Origin of the sequence: Metabacillus kandeliae (genome assembly GCF_021166585.1) — a bacterium.
Classification (GTDB): Bacteria; Bacillota; Bacilli; order Bacillales; family Bacillaceae; genus Metabacillus_B; species Metabacillus_B kandeliae.
In genome coordinates this window covers 136,283-152,647 of the sequence record NZ_JAJOZE010000005.1, presented here as the reverse complement: position 1 = coordinate 152,647, position 16,365 = coordinate 136,283, and the positions used below count along the sequence as shown (strand labels likewise).

Here is a 16,365-nt window from a genome sequence, read left to right as displayed (position 1 = left end):
TTTTTTATTTGGTTATGTTAAAGAAGTATGCTGATTTTTCCACACCTGTTGATCTACGTTCCAGGCGGCCGACTCCTGCGGGAACAGCGGGACAGGTGAGACCCCGCATGCGCTAAAGCGCAGAGGAGGCTCACCGCCCGCCCCGCGGAAAGCGGACGCCTGCAACGGAAATCAACAGCCAAGTTTAACAGAACTTTTTATTCAAAGATCTCCCATAGAAACAATATATTTCAGCCTTACATACACCGCTTCCCCTGTTGCCGTGTCTTTGAAAATCACACCCTCATGATCTGTCTCAACAGCTTCCACCTGGTACAGGTTGTCACCGTCAGCAAGGCGCACAAGCTTTATTTTCCTTTTTTCCAGCATGGCTTCTTCAAGAAAGCGGGCAATAAGCGATGACTGCTTCTCCATGGCTTTGGATAAAAGATTTAAAAAAGACTGTTTTGCCTCTCCTGACACATTACTCTTCTCCTGATCCATCAGAATCCTTCTCCCCTTCCAGGTACTGCTTCAAATAAAAGAAACCCTTTGATTTCAGCCATTGGCTCCATTGTGAAGATCCCGGTTCCGGCTGCAATAAAAACGGCAGCATTTCTGCGTATTCTCCAGGATACAGCCTTTCAATTTCCTCTGCTTCCACAAGTAGATGATGCAAAAAAGAAGGGGGATATCCTTTGTTAAGCAAGGATAGAATGGCTGTCGGCAGCTCTTGATGCTGACTCGCGAGAAGCCGCTGCTGTTTCATGCTGTCTTTCTCCCTTTTCTCAGAATCCGGCGTTCTCAGCCATTCTGATTCTGTTCGATTAATAACAAAGCGGACTCCCCTTTGATAGAGACGGAAAGGGTATTCAAGATCATCAGCCTCATAGCTTTCAAAGCTTTCATCAAATGGCCCTGCCTCCCGAAACGTTCTCCTGCTGATTGAGAAATTCCCGCTTTGCACCGCAAGAAACGGCAGTTTAAAGCGATCCAAATGCTTTTCAAAATAAGAAAGATTTTCAGTGGCAGGGATGCCCCAGCCGCCTGAAACGAGTGCATCATCAGATTTATAATGTACTAGCAAACGGCTTTCTGCCAATCTTTTTCCTGCTTTTATTCTGCTGTCAAGAAAAATCAGTATGTCTCCCTTTGCGGCTTCTGCCCCTCTATTCATCGCAGCTCCCCGCCCGCTTTTTTCACCCATTGAAATAGTTTTTATCCGGTAGTTTTCCAAGTACTTCTGCCATTGGCTTACACTCTCTTCCCCGCTGCCGTCTACAAGGATGATTTCGTACTGATCCCTCCGGAGAGTTTGTTGAACCAGGCTGGAAAGGAGTTCCTTCAATTCAGTGCTGCTGCTTTGGAATGGGATAATAAAGCTTACTTTAAGACGTTTACCAGGTGCTTCATGCCTGACAGCTGTAAAAGAAGCGCCGTTTTTTTGCCAGAGCCTGCTTCTTTTCAGCAAAAAGTTTTGCTTTCGTTCTTCCCGGGCTTTTCTTTTTTTGTCCAGGGTGTTCTCTTTAGGCTTCGGTATCACAGCAGGCAGCTGGATGTTTACAGGCTGAATGTCCATAGCCTGCTTTGCCGGAACTCCCCACTCTGCAAGCAGTGCCTCATCATGCAAATCCTGCCTGTTTGACGCTGCGATGATCTCTTCTTCTGCTAAAATTCTTCCCCAAACCTTCAAGCTTTCCCAGCTTCCGGCAAATTTGCCATACTGGCTGCCTCCCCCAAGCCCTGATGGAAAAACCGTCCGCTTTCTGCTTTCTATCCCTTCTGCTGTTTTGCTGCCGTTCAAATACAGTTCTGGCTTCCGGTTCCTGTAGACACAAGCAAAATGCACTGGTTTTTCTTTTATTTCAGCAGGACAGCATAGGATAGACGTAAGCTGCCTATACGAATATTCAAAAGCCACTAATCCGTTTGTTCCGATAGAAAGGCAGATCCCCGCTTCGCTTTTTTCCGCGCCCAGCTGCGGGCCGATTAAAAAATTCTGCCCTGTAAAGTCCGCTTTCCCGAGAGAACCTGACTCAACAAGATGAATGGCTTTTTCAGGCAGGACAAATCCTTCATAAACAAACTCAGCAGCCCCGCCATCAAAAATAGCCATTTGTATGTATTTCCCTATAGTCATAGCTCCGCCCTCCTTTCCCTCATAAGGTATTCACAACCAATCACATCGGAAACCATTTTTTTCTTATCAAACCAAAAAACAGCCCTTCTATACTAGCAAGGGCTGCCGTTTCCAGAAATCGATTAGCGCGGGAAAATGTCCGGGCACTGCTCTGGGAAACCAGGGAATGTGCAAGGAATCGTACCGCACTCAATGTCATTTTCTCTTGGTGCGCAGAAGCGGGCCATAACTTCAAGATTCACAAAGTCCTGAACTTGAACTTCCTGGCAAAGGTCAACTTGAACAGTAATGCTGCCGTCAGCAGCAGGCACAATCGGGCCAACTACTTCAGAGCCTGTTGCAAGGATACTGCAGCTGACATTGTCAAGGCTCAAGCCATCAGAGAAGCAGACGCAGACAGTTTCCTGGAAGGAAATCGTGTCAGTTGTGAAGTCGCACAAAGTGCTGCCGGATGTGTTGTTAATATACTGGAAGCGAAGGACAACGTCTTTTCTCAGCACAACACGGCCGATGTTATTCCCTGATGAAGGGAACGGGGTCACACTGACAACTTGGCAATTTGTGCTCACAAAAGTGATGGAAACCGTTACATTGTCTCCTGCTGCAACAGAAGCGGCAATGCCTGCTCTGCATGCTTCAGGTACAGTAATGGACGGATAGAACTCGGCGTTTACGAGTACCCAGTCATACACCTTTTCAACAAAAATGCATTCTGGTCTGTAGCCATTCGTCTGAAGCGGCGCTACTTGATTATCCAATTGTTCATGCTCCTTTCATAATAAACAGCTAACAGCTTGTTAGCTAGAATCATTCTATGAAAAAATGCATTTTCTGAAATGGTGACAAGGACCATTTTTCTCAAAATAGGTACAAGCTAGTATATTGGCACCTGGAGCCAATTTTTCATAGTAATACAGTATCAACCCATCGGAGGGGAAACTGTGAGCATTGATATTTATTTTGAAGGAGCGAAAAAAGGACAGGTCAGAGAAGACGAACTGCCTGATTATTACCGGTACTTCAAAGAAGCCGGCTATTCTCCGGAATTGGATTTGGAAGGCAGAAGGCTGACGGTGAAGCGGAAACGGGCGCCTGCTCAAGCATTGCTTGAACTTAATGAAGACAGTGTGCTGCCTGCAGCAAAAGCGCTTCAGGCAAGTGCCAGGCAGTACGGACTTCAGCTTGAAATCAAAGGGGAGGATTATCCTGAAACGTTAATCATCCCTTTTCAGATCGCAGCCGCTGAAACGAAAGGCAGCACCCTGACTATCCGGCATAACGGCTGCAGAGCAGGAAAAAGGCTTGCGGCAGAGCTCGCAGCACTGCCAGGTCTCGCAGCAAGTGTGGAGCAGCGCTACGATGTTTGGGAAATGTTCAGCGGAGAACCTTTTGTGGAAATTCTATTGGAAGCCGGAAAAGATCTTAATACAGGAAGAATCATGGAGCAGCTTGGTTTTTGCCTTTCCAGTGCGCTTAATTATAAAAACAGAAGTGAGACCCTGCCATGGGAGTGGCTGTTTGACAAACCGCAGCCGGCACCAGCCATGCCGGCAGCCATGCCGTCAATACAGCCTCAGCAATCGCAGACACCTGCCGCAAAAGGGGAGCTGTTTCTTGATTATCAATTTCTTTTCACCAGAGCGAGCGCTGACTCTCCGTTCTATTTAATAGGAAAAGCCATCGTTAAAAATACAGGCAATGTTCCCTTTCAATCCCCGCTTCTCTGTCTCAGGCTCTCTCCTGCCTCAAAGGCAAGGCTTCAGGGAAAAATCCTGACTCCTAAACAGGCTGCCAAGCTCGGAGCAAAGGAAAGATCGTCCATGCTGAACGGCTGGAAATACATTGAAGACAATCCTTTGGAAAAAGCAAAAGAAACAGGCGAATACTGGGTGCAGCCGCTCAATGCCATGCAGGTGCCGCCGGGAAGCCAGACATCTCTTGATTTCCAGCTGTATTTCACGCCGCTTGCCTCAGGCCAGGCGTTTACGTGCGATGCCTTTTTTGCAGCGAACGGCCAGAAAGTGAAAATTTCCTCAAACAACCGGATTGTGATCAGCGGATAAGAAAAAGCGGCCCTTCTTTTAAAGGACCGCTTTTTTCTTATTGATAGCTTTTCTTTAACCCTTTCTGTGCCGTCTTTCTTTGCCAGTAAATTGTAATCAGCAGGGTCGCTCCAAGCAGGAGGGCACCGAGCACAAAAGGATACAGGATATGAACATCATACAAAAGACCGGCGCATGTCGGGCCAAGAACGTTGCCGATGCTCATGTAGGCGTTGTTCAGTCCCATGGCAAAGCCCTGCTCTTTTCCGGCCATTTTTGAAATAAGTGTGTTCAAAACTGGCCTGAGAATCGAGCTTGCCAGGAAAATCAGAAGGGTAATCCCGAAAAACAGATTGTAGTCCTTCGCAAATAACGTCAGTAAAAACCCTGCTGCTGCAACCCCTAAAAAGAAGTTCAGGACAGCGCCTTCTCCAAACTTTGTGACAATCCGGTCGACGATAAACAGCTGGACAATGACGCTCACAATCCCAGTCGCTGTGATCATCCAGGCGATTTGCTGCGGCGATGCTCCGTATTGCTTGGCTACAAAAAGGCCAAGCACTGATTCATAAGCCAGGAGTCCGAAACTCATCACTAGTGTAATCACTAAAGGAATAAAATACGGAGTGCTGCCTGACATGGCAATTTTTTTCAGCATCGATTCAGCTTTCGGCGCATGTTTTGCCGCTTCAATGTCTTCTGCTGATTGGCTTTCTTTTAACACGGCGATTGAGAAGATAACAGATACAAGCGATACGAGAGCCGATACAAGGAAGGGCATTTTAAGTCCATAATCCGCTAAAAATCCGCCGATTCCAGGACCAATTACGATTCCGAGAGACATCGCAGCCGATATCATGCTGTTTCCTCTCGCCCGCTGTTCTATTGTGGTAATGTCAGCGATATAAGCAAATATCGCCGGTATTAAAAAGGCTGCTCCAATACCGCCGACAACCCTTGAGGCGTACAAGAGCCAGATGGAATCGGTCCCATAAAAGATAAACATGGAAAGCGTCAGGCCTGATAAACCGTATACGATCATTTTTTTTCTACCATAAACATCAGCCCATCTGCCGGCAACTGGCGAAAAGACCAGCTGTGCTCCTGCAAAGATGGCGATCATTAAACCGGCTGCTATTCCTCCCTGGTGAATGGAGGCCAGGTAAGCCGGCAGAATTGGGATGATAATCCCGAAGCTCCCGATAGCAATGAACATATTGACCATGAGGATAAGCATTTGCTTCCGCTGGTTAGGCGACATTTTCTTCCCTGCTTTCTCATTATTCCGCAATAAAATGCTGCTTCTCCAAAGCAAGCAGCTGCAAAATGAACGCTCTTATTTTACGTTCATCTTAACTTATCCATTCCTTTTAGACAACAAGTTTTACCTTTTATGATGAAAATACTTCCCCTTAATTGATAAAAACATTCCTCATTACCCATATGAATGTGCTCTTTATTTATAATTATTATAAAAAGATATTGACTATTAATATGTGCCGTTTATAATTGTCTGTAATCCAAGCAAAAAAGGGAGGAATACAAATGACTGATACTTACCGCAATCATCTCACTACGAATCAAGGCACACCGGTTGGAGATAATCAAAACTCCAGAACTGCCGGCAGAAGAGGTCCAACCCTTTTAGAAGATTATCATTTACTCGAAAAGCTTGCTCATTTTGACCGCGAGCGTATTCCTGAGCGTGTGGTGCACGCGAGAGGCGCAGGTGCTTATGGGGTATTCAAGGTAGAAACAAGCATGGCTCCTTTCACGAAAGCAGCTTTTTTGCAGGATGAAGGAAAAGAAACACCTGTTTTTGTCCGCTTTTCAACCGTTATTCATCCAAAAGGCTCGCCTGAGACCTTGCGCGATCCGCGCGGTTTTGCCGTGAAATTTTATACAGAAGAAGGAAACTACGATCTTGTCGGAAACAACCTGCCCGTTTTTTTCATCCGCGATGCCATGAAATTTCCTGATATGGTTCACGCTTTTAAACCGGCGCCTGATACCAATATCCAGCAGGCAGACAGGTTCTGGGATTTTTGCTCCCTTTCCCCCGAATCTACTCATATGCTGACATGGCTTTTCTCTGATTACGGCATCCCTGCGAGCTACCGCGAAATGGAAGGATCAAGCGTTCATGCCTTCAAATGGATCAGCGCACAGGGACAGGCTGTTTACGTGAAGTACCACTGGAAGCCGCATGCAGGTGTCCGGAATCTTTCAATGGAAGAAGCAGCAGAGATTCAAAAAGAAGACTTTAACCATGCAACAGCTGATTTATTTCAGGCGATACAAGAAGGAAACTTCCCTAAATGGGATTTGCATGTCCAAATCATGCCGGTTGAAGAGTATGACAGGCTTGACTTTGATCCATGCGATCCGACCAAAAACTGGCCTGAGGATGATTACCCGCTGCAAAAAGTCGGGACGATGACACTGAACAAAAACCCGGAAAACTTTTTTGCTGAAACCGAGCAGGCGGCATTTTCACCAAGCGCGCTCGTTCCGGGCATCGAGCCTTCTGAAGACAAGCTGCTGCAGGGACGGCTGTTTTCCTATCCAGATACGCAGCGCCACCGTCTTGGCGGAAACTATCTGCAAATTCCTGTAAACTGTCCGTTTGCAAAGGTCAACAACTACCAGCAGGACGGCTTCATGCAAATGAACAAACCGCACTCTCCCATTAACTATCAGCCAAACCGCCATGAAGGCACACCGCAGGAGGCACCGGAATACAGAGACAGCACACAGCCCCTCCAGGAGGGATATATCAGCCGCGAAAAAATCGAAAAACCAAACGATTTTAAGCAGGCAGGCGAACGCTATAGAGCCTTTTCTAAAGAAGAGCAGGACAGCTTAATCCGGAATTTAGCAGCCGATCTAGCGAAAGTCAATCAGAGAACTAGTCTGCTTGCCATCTGCAACTTTTACAGAGCAGATGCCGATTATGGACAGCGTGTTGCTGATGCGCTTGGGGTGGATATCAGCGCTTATACCGCTCACTTGAGCAGAATGTAACTTGTCATGACCAGGCGATATGCCTGGTCATTTTATTTGCAGCTTTTAAGAAGCGTTTGAAAATGCCGCTGTGCTTTGACGTCTTCAATAAGGCGCTTTACCCGGCGCCTGCTTTTTAAATACCTTCGCACTTTTCTATTGTTAAAGATCAGCTTTCGATTGGCTGAGATTCGAAAAAGAGAGTTAAACCATGCTTCTTTGCGCAGCATCGTGATGTGCCGGTCAATTTTTTTGTCTCTTCGCGAAGTGGAAGAGAAAACGAATAAATCCGAAAAAAACTCCACAACACCTTCGAAAAAATCATCCACAGCTATTCCCCTTTTCCAGCAGAAAATCCGTCAAAAAGCCGGCCGCCATAAGGGGCCAATACTTCGTCAGCCAAACAGATCACAGGCTCTTTTTTTCCTTCAGAATAAAAAGACTCAAACGCTGCCGCATACTTCACTGCAAATGTCTCATCAAAGTTTTTCAGCGCCCGCATAATCCATTTGCCTTTGCCGATCCACTGCTGATTCATACGCAAATGAAATTCATGGAGCTGAAACCCAAGAATGCCGGCAATAAAAAGCGTTTCTGCTCTGTCTTCCGAGCCAATAAAATCATCCAGTGTATCTGAGATATAGTACCGTTTCGCGCGGATTCCTTCTTCCGTCCACTTTTCAGGGCCCTTTTCAAGAATATCCTCTGCTTCCTGTTTTATCGGAAGAACAACACCCATATCAGCTATGATGATCCCTTCTGACACCATTCTTGGAAGGGAAGGCACACCGCCCTTGCAGTCGCTATCGAAAAAGTCCCGATAAGAGGTTAAATTATGGGCAAACACCTCGATCGGCCAGCCGAACTCAACGATGGATTCTCTGTAGGCGCTTTTCAGCCCCTCATCAAAAATGACAATATCCAAATCAGATGTGCTGCTGCCCTCTGCCCTGATGACACTCCCGGCCAGAATGGCTCCGCTGCAGGATGGAAAATGAAGATCTACGAATTTTACTGCGGCTTCAAGAGGTTCCAGTTTTTTATGCTTTTTCACGTTTCTCATCCCTTCGAGTTAACTCTCTTCTGCACTTCCTCTGACTTTTGTTCTGACAGGAACGGACTTTTCAACAAATACCTCTGCAAAAAGCACACTCGGTCTTGCCATGGCTTCCCCTTGATGAATCTCAAAGCGCTTCCAGCCGTCACTTTCGCCTGCAGCAAGATAAGAACCAAGCGCCCCTGCTGCGACTCCTGTCGCAGGATCCTCTGGATAGCCGGCTTTTAGCGGGAATTGCCGTGCATGATAAATTCCGCTGCTTTCTGCGAATGGGTAAAACCCAGTTGTGCTGTATTTCTCGCACACTTTCCATAGAGCTTCAAAATTCGGGTTCAGCCTATGCAGCGTTTCTTCGCTTTTTAAAGGAACGATTAGTTTAGGCCTTGAAACAGAGACGGATTGAATGGGGCGATCGGCAAGATCATCCGATGTGATCTGCAATGCTTCACAAACCTCTTCCCTGCCAGGAGCCTCCTTATGAAAAACCGGCTGAAACTGCTCTACCGAAACACTGATTTCCGTTGCTGTTCTTTCCCATTGGATGCGGATGCTGCCAAGCTTCGTTTCAGCCGTCACAGGTGATTTTTTGATCTCGCCTCTGTTCACAAGAACGGTAACGGCTCCGATTGTTGCATGAACGCACATTTCCATTTCATGCAGCGGAACAAAATATTCCAGCTTCAGATCACACTGTCTGCTCTCTGAAATGAACACTGTCTCATGCCCAAATGCTTTTGCCATTTGCTGCTTCTCTTCCTGTGAAAGCCCTCCCGCTTCCAGCACAACAGGACAAGGATTGCCGCCGCCGGGTCTAAGGGAAAATACATTTGTATGAATGGTCTTTGCCATCTGCCGACTCCTTCTTATTAATAATGGCTTCATTCTATCATGAAAAAGAAGACGTTCGGGGAGATTGTGAAAAATTGCGATGAAAGGACTGGTAGAGGGGGAAAAGGATTTGACGCGGCAAAATTTAATTTTGTGTATGTATAACTGAATTTTACATTCACTGCCAGGATCAAGAAGGCGAATCAACAGCCGGCTTTTTCATTCACTGTCCATTTGGGCTGTTTACTGTCCAAAGTGGGCAGTTTACTGGCGGATTTACTGCTTTAACTGTCCAACTTAGCTTGTTAACTGTCCAAACTTATATAGCGGCTGCAAAACTCATTTTTGCTCCATCAAAACTGATTTTCACTACCCTCTCAAAGATCAACAAAGCGAACCAACAGCCGGCTTTTTCATTCGCTGTCCAAAATGGGCATTCTACTGTCCAAAGTGAGCAGTTTACTGGCGGAGTTGCTGCTTTAACTGTCCATTTTAGTTTATTTACTGTCCAAACTTATTTCGCGGTGGCAAAACCCAGTTTTGCTCCATCAAAACTGAATTTTGCCCCCACTCCCCTATGTACAATCACTGCCAGCCAATTTCCCCAGCCATCAAAAAACCAAGCACCCCACAAGGCGCCTGGCCATTACCCAAAATACCGATGATACACGCTTTTAGCTTCCGCTGTTTTTTTCGTGCCATGAACAAGCACTCTTCCGTCCTTGAAAGCGACAAGTCTGAGTTCTCCCGCCTGGAAGGACAGCAGAAAAGGATTGTGAAACAGGCCTTCTACCTTTCCTTGCAGCTGTTCTGCTTTTTCTCCTACGTTCAGCAGATTGTGTTCCGGCGGTCTGATTTGAACGGTGTCTCTGCCGCAAAGCACGGCGGTCCGGCTTGTGTTTTCAGCCTGCAGATATGGATACACCCGCTCGGTTCCGCACGTTGGACAGCTGTCCTTTTTCATTTTGGACACTTTGATGCTAGTGTACTGCCCTTCCCAAATGTCAAAGGAGAGAAGCTCTTTTTTCAGCTTATCCTTTTGATCAGTGAGAATTTTTAATGCATCGGCTGTTTGGTGCGCTGTGACCATGCTCACAGCTGGTGAGATAATTCCCGCCGTATCACACGTTGCCCCGCCAAGCGGCATTTTTTTCATCAGACAGGTGAGACATGGCGTCTCGCCGGGAAGAATGGTGTATGTAATGCCATAGCTTGATACACAGGCGCCGTATATCCACGGAATTCCATGCTTGACGGCAAGATCATTGATCATGTATCTTGTTTCAAAATTGTCGGTGCCGTCCATAATTAGGTTGGTGTCTTTTAAGTGCGGCTCTAAAAACAAAGGGTCAGCGTCGGCTATATAGCCTATAATCGATACATCTGAGTTGATTTTTTCCAACCGGCGCTTCGCTGCTTCCGCTTTTGGAAGCTGTTCCCCTGCATCCTGCTCTGTATAAAGCTGCTGGCGCTGCAGGTTGCTTTCGTCAACGTAATCCCGATCTATGATGACGAGCGATCCGATACCTGCCCGTACAAGCGCTTCTGCTGTTCCGCTTCCAAGGGCGCCTGCGCCGATGAGCACGACTTTCTTCTGCCTGATTTTTTTCTGTCCTTCTTCTCCAATGGGAGAAAATAAGATCTGTCTTGAATAACGGTTATTTTCCAATACTCATTCCTTCTTTCGGACTGCTTGCAGAGGCGTATGCTATTTTCGGGATGATGCCAGCTTCGTATCCGAGTCTTCCCGCATGAATGGCAAGCTTCATCGCTTCTGCCATTTTTACAGGATCGCCTGCATTTGACACAGCTGTGTTCAGCAGAACGCCGTCTGCCCCCATTTCCATGGCAGAGGCTGCATCTGACGGGCTGCCGATTCCTGCGTCCACAATAACCGGAACTTTTGCCTGTTCAATAATGAATTTCAAGTTGACCGGATTAAGAATTCCCATGCCGGAACCAATCGGTGATGCACCAGGCATGACCGCGTGAACGCCCATTTCCTGCAGGCGCCTTGCGAGAATCACGTCATCTGAAATGTAAGGCAGGACGATAAAGCCTTCTTCTAAAAGAACTTCGCATGCTTTCATTGTCTCAAACGGGTCAGGCAAAAGTGTTTTCTCATCTCCGATCACTTCTACCTTTATCATAGTACAAAGACCTGATGCTTTGGCAAGTCTAGCGATCCGGACAGCTTCATCTGCCGTTTTGGCGCCTGCTGTATTTGGCAGAAGCGAATATTGGGACAGATCCAGCTTTTCCAGCAGGTTTGACTGACTCTTGTCAAATATGTCCATTCTTCTCACGGCAAAGGTTAAAATCTCTGTTTCCGACACATGGATCGCTTTTTTCTGCACATCTGCATCACTGTATTTTCCTGTACCCAAAAGCAGTCTTGATTGAAACGAGTAAGGTCCGATTTTCAGCATGTTATCCGCCTCCTACAAAAGTTACGATCTCTAAAACATCTTCATCCTTCAAAACGGCGTTTTCGTGGTCTTCCTTTTGCAAAATGCCGCCGTTCTGCTCAACAATAATCGTTTTTTCAGACAGGCCAAGATACCGGACAGCATCCGCTACTGTTGTCAGTTCATCAGGCATGTCCCTCTTGGTTCCGTTAATGCAAAGACGCATGATCATCCTCCTTTGCCAAGCGCTTTTCCGCAAGATCAGCGATATACTTTCCGGCAGCAGGACTCAGTAAAATGCCGTTTCTAAAGTGGCCAGCCGACACAAACAGCCCTTTGATCTCTTTATGCTGCTCCATATAGGGTGATCCCTGCTGCGCTTCAGGTCTTAGCCCTGCCCACGCAGCTTCAAAGCTTGCAGATGCTATGTCAGGCAAAATGCTTTTCGCTTTTTCCAAAAGCCAGTAAATACTCTGTGCACTCACCTGCTTTGACCAGTCATCCGACTTCATTGTAGCTCCGACCAGAATACGCCCTTCTCTTTTCGGCACAATATAAAAGCCATGCTGAAAAACAGGTGCTTTCAAAAGCGGAGCAGAAGTTTTCAGCGAGATCATTTCTCCTTTTACTGGAAAGGTTTTATAGTCCTTAAAATTTGTTAAAAGCGGCGTGCTCCAGGCCCCTGCAGTGACAATTACCGCTTTGCTGTAAAAATTGCCCTTGCTTGTTTGCACGCCCTCCGTTTTTCCGGCGGCAGATAAAATTTTTTCAGCTGCCGTATATTCAAAAAGTTCAGCACCGTGGTGAATGGCAGCATGAAGATAAGCCTTAGTTAACTCAGGGGCATGAACATGCCCGTCTTTACGATAGTAAACAGCACCAGAGAGCTCATGGGAAAAGTGCCTCTCCCGCTGAATCAATTCACTGGCTGAAAGCTCTATAGCTTCTTCTCCGGCCTCCTTCTGCCAGAGAGCAGTCTCTCTTAAGCGCTCCATTTTTTTCGGGGTTTCCGCAATTTTATATATGCCCTTTTCTTCGTAGCCAATATCAATCCCTGAAGCTTCCATCAGTTCAGCCGACTGCTTTGGAAAGAGCGCCCTGCTTTCCCTTGCCATGTCAAAAAGCGGGTCATATTTTTCCCATTCAGCCTGAACACCAAGGAGGCCTGCTGCAGCGCTTGACGCTTCTTTCCCGGCCTCTCCTTTATCCAGCAGCGCAACAGAATAGCCTCTTTTCGCCAGTTCATAAGCGGCAGAACAGCCGATCACGCCTGCCCCAATGATGATGATGTCTGCTTTATTCATCTCATTCCTCCCAGCATTTTTCTGTATTCTGTTGCTGCTTTTACCGGTGTTTCACTATTCCAAATACCTGATATAACAGCAATTCCAGATGCTCCCGCTTTTATAACTTCCTTTACATGCAAAGGTGTAATTCCACCAATTGCAATAACCGGTACAGCAGAATGAAGCACTATTTCAGCTAATCCTAAAACGCCGCGCGGCTCCAGCCCCTTTTTACTGTTTGATTGAAAAATATGACCGTATAAAAGGGAGTCAGCTCCATCATTAATAGCAGCTGCCGCTTCTTCAGGAGAATGAACCGAACACCCTGCATGCAGCGAAGGCATCACTTGCTTAACTCTCGATATCGGCAAACTGCCTCCTCCAAGCTGCACTCTTTGAATTCCGGCTGCAAGTGCAGCATCACACCTGTCATTGATCACAAGCTTTTCTGCTGGAAAGCCCTGCTCTAAAAGGAACTCGAGTCCATCAAAAAGCTCCTTTGCCGATTTTTCCTTTTCACGAATATGAAAATAATCAATATAGGGCTCAATCTTTTTCAACATCTCTCCTGCTTCAGCGAACATCAATTTCCCATTTGAAACCACATGAAATTCCGGCTTCATCCTTTCCCCCCAAGCAAAAAAGCCCATTTCGCAAAGGAGCGAAATGGGCTTTTGGATGCACAGAAATCATATGTACAGCAAACTCAATCGCTTCCCTACGCTAGTCCAAACTAGATCAGGTTATAAGGGTTTAAAAACGGGTGTTTTAATCTCAGCCGGCCAACCGGCTCCCCTAGCAAAAATGGATATTTTTTCATTAGTATAACACGCTTAATTGATTATTCAAGAGCTTTTCTTTTAAAGCATACCCCGCATTTCCTTCCAGCAGGCATTAACACCATGCCCAAGTTTTGCAACGGAACCTTTTGAAAAAAAGGCGCAAACTAAGAAGGCTCCAGGGGGAGGAATGAACATGGAGACAGCCGATTACGACAAGGCTTTATACTACACGCACCGCTCGCAATGGGATAACCTCCTGATACTGATGGTGCGCACACACGACGACCTGCTTTCAAAACGCATCGAACAATTTCTTCATGCGTACAACTTCGACCACGACCATATGCAAATCGAACAATCCCTCTATTCCCTGCTTCGATACCTTGACCATGCTATTGAAACCTCACATGAAAAGGAAATCGAACCAGTTTACACATAGATCAGAAAAGCGGAGGCCGCTCGTTCAGCCCCGACAAGCATAAGACGATCAGCCGGGGAAAGGCGGTTTTTCCTTTCCCTGGATGAGCGGCTTATGACCTCGAGGGGCTAGCGGCCGCAGCTGGACAACGAAAAGCGGAGGCCGCTCGTTCAGCCCCGACAAGCGTTAACAAGCCCACACCCTTTAACCTAAACAACCCCGCAAAAAATATTCAAAACAAAAAGCCCTGCATCACATGCAGGGCTTTTTCCGTTCAGCCTTTTCTCAATTCATTTGTCATTTTTGTATAAGCCTGAAGCTCGTTCATCAGCTCTTTCACTAGGGCTGCCGGCTCTTCGAACAGATCATCGTTTTCCGCGTCAAAGCAGTGCGGATCAAGGACTAGCTGTTTCGGGATGGCGTTTGCGTACAGAGCCCGCATCACAACACGGAGCTGGTTCAATGTATTTATGCCGCCTTTTCCGCCGCCTGCAACGGTTAATAAGGCAACCGATTTTTGAGCAAAATAATCACTATTTAAGAAATCCAGTGCATTTTTCAGAGCACCTGTCATGCCGCCGTGATATTCAGGCGAGATCAGTACGATGCCGTCTGCATCCTTCACTTTTTCCTGAAGCGTTTTAACGCTTTCCAATTCATACTGGCTTGGCTCGCCGGCAAAAACGGGAAGCTCCAATTCGCTCAGATCAGCAAGCTCTGCGCCGTATTTGTCAGCAATATGCTTTGCTGCAATCCTGGTTCGTCCTGTTTTGCGGGGACCCCCGCTTAGTACTGTCAATTTCATGGTTGTTTCCTCCTATGTAAAACATCATTATGTAATAGCCTGATTAAATTTTGCCCTATTCAAAGGATGCCGTCAAATTCCTTGTTTCTTGCCTGTCTTCATAAATATGTCCTATATCACAAAGTTTTATATTTGACCTAAAAAGTTGCCTTAAGTAAAATCAAGATATTGGGATAAGGAAACATTTATTTACTGAATGAATAAATAATCATAAAAATAGATCAAACACATAGAGGAGACAATCATCATGAAAAAGTCAGAACGCCCGTCTGCTGGCTGGAAAAGAGAAGCCGATGCTCCAAGCCTCCGCGAAGTGCATAAAAGCATGGCCGTCCCGAAAACCGGGTCGTCTTTCCGAAAGCTTCTGGCATTCATGGGGCCAGGGTATCTTGTTGCTGTCGGCTATATGGATCCGGGAAACTGGGCAACCTCCCTTGCAGGCGGTTCCGCTTATAATTACGCACTCTTATACGTTATTTTAATTTCAAATATAATGGCGATCCTGCTCCAGGGGCTGGCAGCAAAGCTCGGCATTGCAACAGGCAGAGATCTTGCTCAGGCTTGCAGAGACGCCTTCAGCAAGCCTGTCGGAATCTTACTATGGATAATGTGCGAGCTTGCGATAGCCGCCTGTGACCTGGCTGAAGTGATCGGGGCAGCCATTGCGCTCAATCTTTTGTTCAACATTCCGCTTGTGTGGGGCGTTTGCATCACTGCTCTTGATATTCTGCTGATTTTGCTTTTGCAGAGCAAAGGTTTCCGCTATATCGAAGTATTCGTCATTGTGCTGATTACAACGATTGCTTTATGCTTTGCCGCAGAGCTCATCCTGTCAACACCTGATCTCAAAGAGATTGCAGGAGGGTTCATTCCTGACAGGCAAATCATTGAGAATCCGCAAATGCTCTTTATTGCATTAGGTATTTTAGGGGCAACGGTTATGCCTCATAATCTGTATTTGCATTCATCCATTGTTCAGACAAGAAATTTTGAAAATACGCCGGCAGGAAAAAAAGAAGCGATCCGGTTTTCCTTTATCGATTCCACCGTCGCTTTAATGCTGGCGCTGTTCGTGAATGCAGGAATCCTGATTTTGGCAGCTTCCGCTTTTTATCAGCATGGACATACAGAAGTGGCGGAAATTCAGGACGCCTTTAAGCTGCTCGGTCCTGTGCTCGGCACTGGTGCGGCAAGCATCCTTTTCGGGGTTGCCCTCCTTGCTTCAGGACAGAACTCCACGTTAACGGGCACACTTGCCGGCCAGATCGTCATGGAAGGTTTTTTGAATATCCGTTTAAGTCCTTGGCTGAGGCGTCTGATCACCAGGATGATTGCCATCATTCCAGCCGTTATTGTAACCCTTCTGTACGGTGAAAAAGGAACAAATGACCTGCTCATTCTCAGCCAGGTTATTCTCTCTATGCAGCTGTCGTTTGCCGTCATCCCGCTCGTCATGTTTACAAGCGACAAGCGGAAAATGGGGCAGTTCGTGAACTCCCTGCCGCTTAAAATCGCTGCATGGGCGGTGGCTGCTGTCATTGCCATACTGAATGCCTATTTATTGTTTTCAACATTTTTTAAATAAACAAAAAGGACTTCCGCTGTTTTATAAACGGA

General features: G+C 46.6%; 17 protein-coding genes and 1 riboswitch. Of the genes, 4 read left to right on the top strand and 13 right to left on the bottom strand.

Annotated elements, in window-relative coordinates; all coding sequences use genetic code 11:
• Positions 1–201: 201 nt before the first annotated feature.
• From LRR81_RS13355 to LRR81_RS13345, 3 genes are all read right to left on the bottom strand, one after another.
• Positions 202–483: a hypothetical protein gene (locus LRR81_RS13355; RefSeq protein ID WP_231789868.1), complete on the bottom strand. Its 282-nt coding sequence runs from the start codon at positions 481–483 to the stop codon at positions 202–204.
• A complete protein-coding gene (locus LRR81_RS13350; RefSeq protein ID WP_231789867.1) occupies positions 464–2,119 on the bottom strand; it encodes a glycosyltransferase family 2 protein in 1,656 nt (551 codons plus the stop codon). Before LRR81_RS13350 ends, LRR81_RS13355 begins: the two co-directional genes overlap by 20 nt.
• A 122-nt stretch (positions 2,120–2,241) precedes the next feature.
• The gene (locus LRR81_RS13345) at positions 2,242–2,877 is read right to left on the bottom strand and encodes a BMQ_0737 family morphogenetic spore coat protein (RefSeq protein ID WP_231789866.1); all 636 of its coding nucleotides are present in this window, start codon (positions 2,875–2,877) and stop codon (positions 2,242–2,244) included.
• 183 nt (positions 2,878–3,060) lie between these two features.
• Between LRR81_RS13345 and LRR81_RS13340 the strand changes: the two genes are divergently transcribed.
• On the top strand, positions 3,061–4,182 hold the full coding sequence (locus LRR81_RS13340; RefSeq protein ID WP_231789865.1) for a hypothetical protein: 1,122 nt from the start codon (positions 3,061–3,063) through the stop codon (positions 4,180–4,182).
• Positions 4,183–4,219: 37 nt separating this feature from the next.
• Here the strand turns inward: LRR81_RS13340 and LRR81_RS13335 are convergent, their stop codons facing one another.
• Complete coding sequence (locus tag LRR81_RS13335; RefSeq protein WP_231789864.1) at positions 4,220–5,422, bottom strand: MFS transporter; 1,203 nt, start codon at positions 5,420–5,422, stop codon at positions 4,220–4,222.
• A 284-nt stretch (positions 5,423–5,706) separates the two neighbouring features.
• Here LRR81_RS13335 and LRR81_RS13330 point away from each other — a divergent pair, with 284 nt between their 5' ends.
• On the top strand, positions 5,707–7,185 hold the full coding sequence (locus tag LRR81_RS13330) for a catalase (protein ID WP_231789863.1): 1,479 nt from the start codon (positions 5,707–5,709) through the stop codon (positions 7,183–7,185).
• 32 nt (positions 7,186–7,217) lie between these two features.
• Here the strand turns inward: LRR81_RS13330 and LRR81_RS13325 are convergent, their stop codons facing one another.
• The 8 genes from LRR81_RS13325 to LRR81_RS13290 all read right to left on the bottom strand — a co-directional run bounded on the left by LRR81_RS13325 (position 7,218) and on the right by LRR81_RS13290 (position 13,366).
• Positions 7,218–7,493 carry a hypothetical protein gene (locus LRR81_RS13325; protein WP_231789862.1) on the bottom strand — a complete coding sequence of 92 codons (276 nt, stop codon included), beginning with the start codon at positions 7,491–7,493 and terminating at the stop codon, positions 7,218–7,220.
• Positions 7,494–7,495: 2 nt separating this feature from the next.
• Positions 7,496–8,218, bottom strand: a complete 723-nt coding sequence (locus LRR81_RS13320; protein WP_231789861.1) for a nucleotidyltransferase domain-containing protein — start codon at positions 8,216–8,218, stop codon at positions 7,496–7,498.
• An 18-nt stretch (positions 8,219–8,236) separates the two neighbouring features.
• The gene (locus LRR81_RS13315) at positions 8,237–9,070 is read right to left on the bottom strand and encodes a PhzF family phenazine biosynthesis protein (protein ID WP_231789860.1); all 834 of its coding nucleotides are present in this window, start codon (positions 9,068–9,070) and stop codon (positions 8,237–8,239) included.
• 625 nt (positions 9,071–9,695) lie between these two features.
• Positions 9,696–10,718 carry a ThiF family adenylyltransferase gene (locus tag LRR81_RS13310; protein ID WP_231789859.1) on the bottom strand — a complete coding sequence of 341 codons (1,023 nt, stop codon included), beginning with the start codon at positions 10,716–10,718 and terminating at the stop codon, positions 9,696–9,698.
• Positions 10,708–11,478, bottom strand: coding sequence for a thiazole synthase (locus LRR81_RS13305; protein ID WP_231789858.1), 771 nt, complete (start codon positions 11,476–11,478; stop codon positions 10,708–10,710). Before LRR81_RS13305 ends, LRR81_RS13310 begins: the two co-directional genes overlap by 11 nt.
• A 1-nt stretch (position 11,479) precedes the next feature.
• Positions 11,480–11,683: a sulfur carrier protein ThiS gene (gene thiS / locus LRR81_RS13300; protein WP_231789857.1), complete on the bottom strand. Its 204-nt coding sequence runs from the start codon at positions 11,681–11,683 to the stop codon at positions 11,480–11,482.
• Positions 11,667–12,761 (bottom strand): glycine oxidase ThiO, encoded by a 1,095-nt coding sequence (gene thiO, locus LRR81_RS13295; protein ID WP_231789856.1) that lies wholly within the window; start codon positions 12,759–12,761, stop codon positions 11,667–11,669. The genes thiS and thiO overlap by 17 nt, the downstream gene beginning before the upstream one ends.
• The gene (locus LRR81_RS13290) at positions 12,758–13,366 is read right to left on the bottom strand and encodes a thiamine phosphate synthase (protein WP_231789855.1); all 609 of its coding nucleotides are present in this window, start codon (positions 13,364–13,366) and stop codon (positions 12,758–12,760) included. Before LRR81_RS13290 ends, thiO begins: the two co-directional genes overlap by 4 nt.
• 75 nt (positions 13,367–13,441) lie before the next feature.
• Positions 13,442–13,550, bottom strand: a riboswitch (TPP riboswitch).
• A 168-nt stretch (positions 13,551–13,718) separates the two neighbouring features.
• Between LRR81_RS13290 and LRR81_RS13285 the strand changes: the two genes are divergently transcribed.
• Complete coding sequence (locus tag LRR81_RS13285; RefSeq protein WP_231789854.1) at positions 13,719–13,964, top strand: YhdB family protein; 246 nt, start codon at positions 13,719–13,721, stop codon at positions 13,962–13,964.
• Between the two features lie 253 nt (positions 13,965–14,217).
• Here the strand turns inward: LRR81_RS13285 and LRR81_RS13280 are convergent, their stop codons facing one another.
• On the bottom strand, positions 14,218–14,748 hold the full coding sequence (locus LRR81_RS13280; RefSeq protein WP_231789853.1) for an NADPH-dependent FMN reductase: 531 nt from the start codon (positions 14,746–14,748) through the stop codon (positions 14,218–14,220).
• A 247-nt stretch (positions 14,749–14,995) separates the two neighbouring features.
• Here LRR81_RS13280 and LRR81_RS13275 point away from each other — a divergent pair, with 247 nt between their 5' ends.
• Positions 14,996–16,333: an Nramp family divalent metal transporter gene (locus tag LRR81_RS13275; protein WP_231789852.1), complete on the top strand. Its 1,338-nt coding sequence runs from the start codon at positions 14,996–14,998 to the stop codon at positions 16,331–16,333.
• Positions 16,334–16,365: the final 32 nt, after the last annotated feature.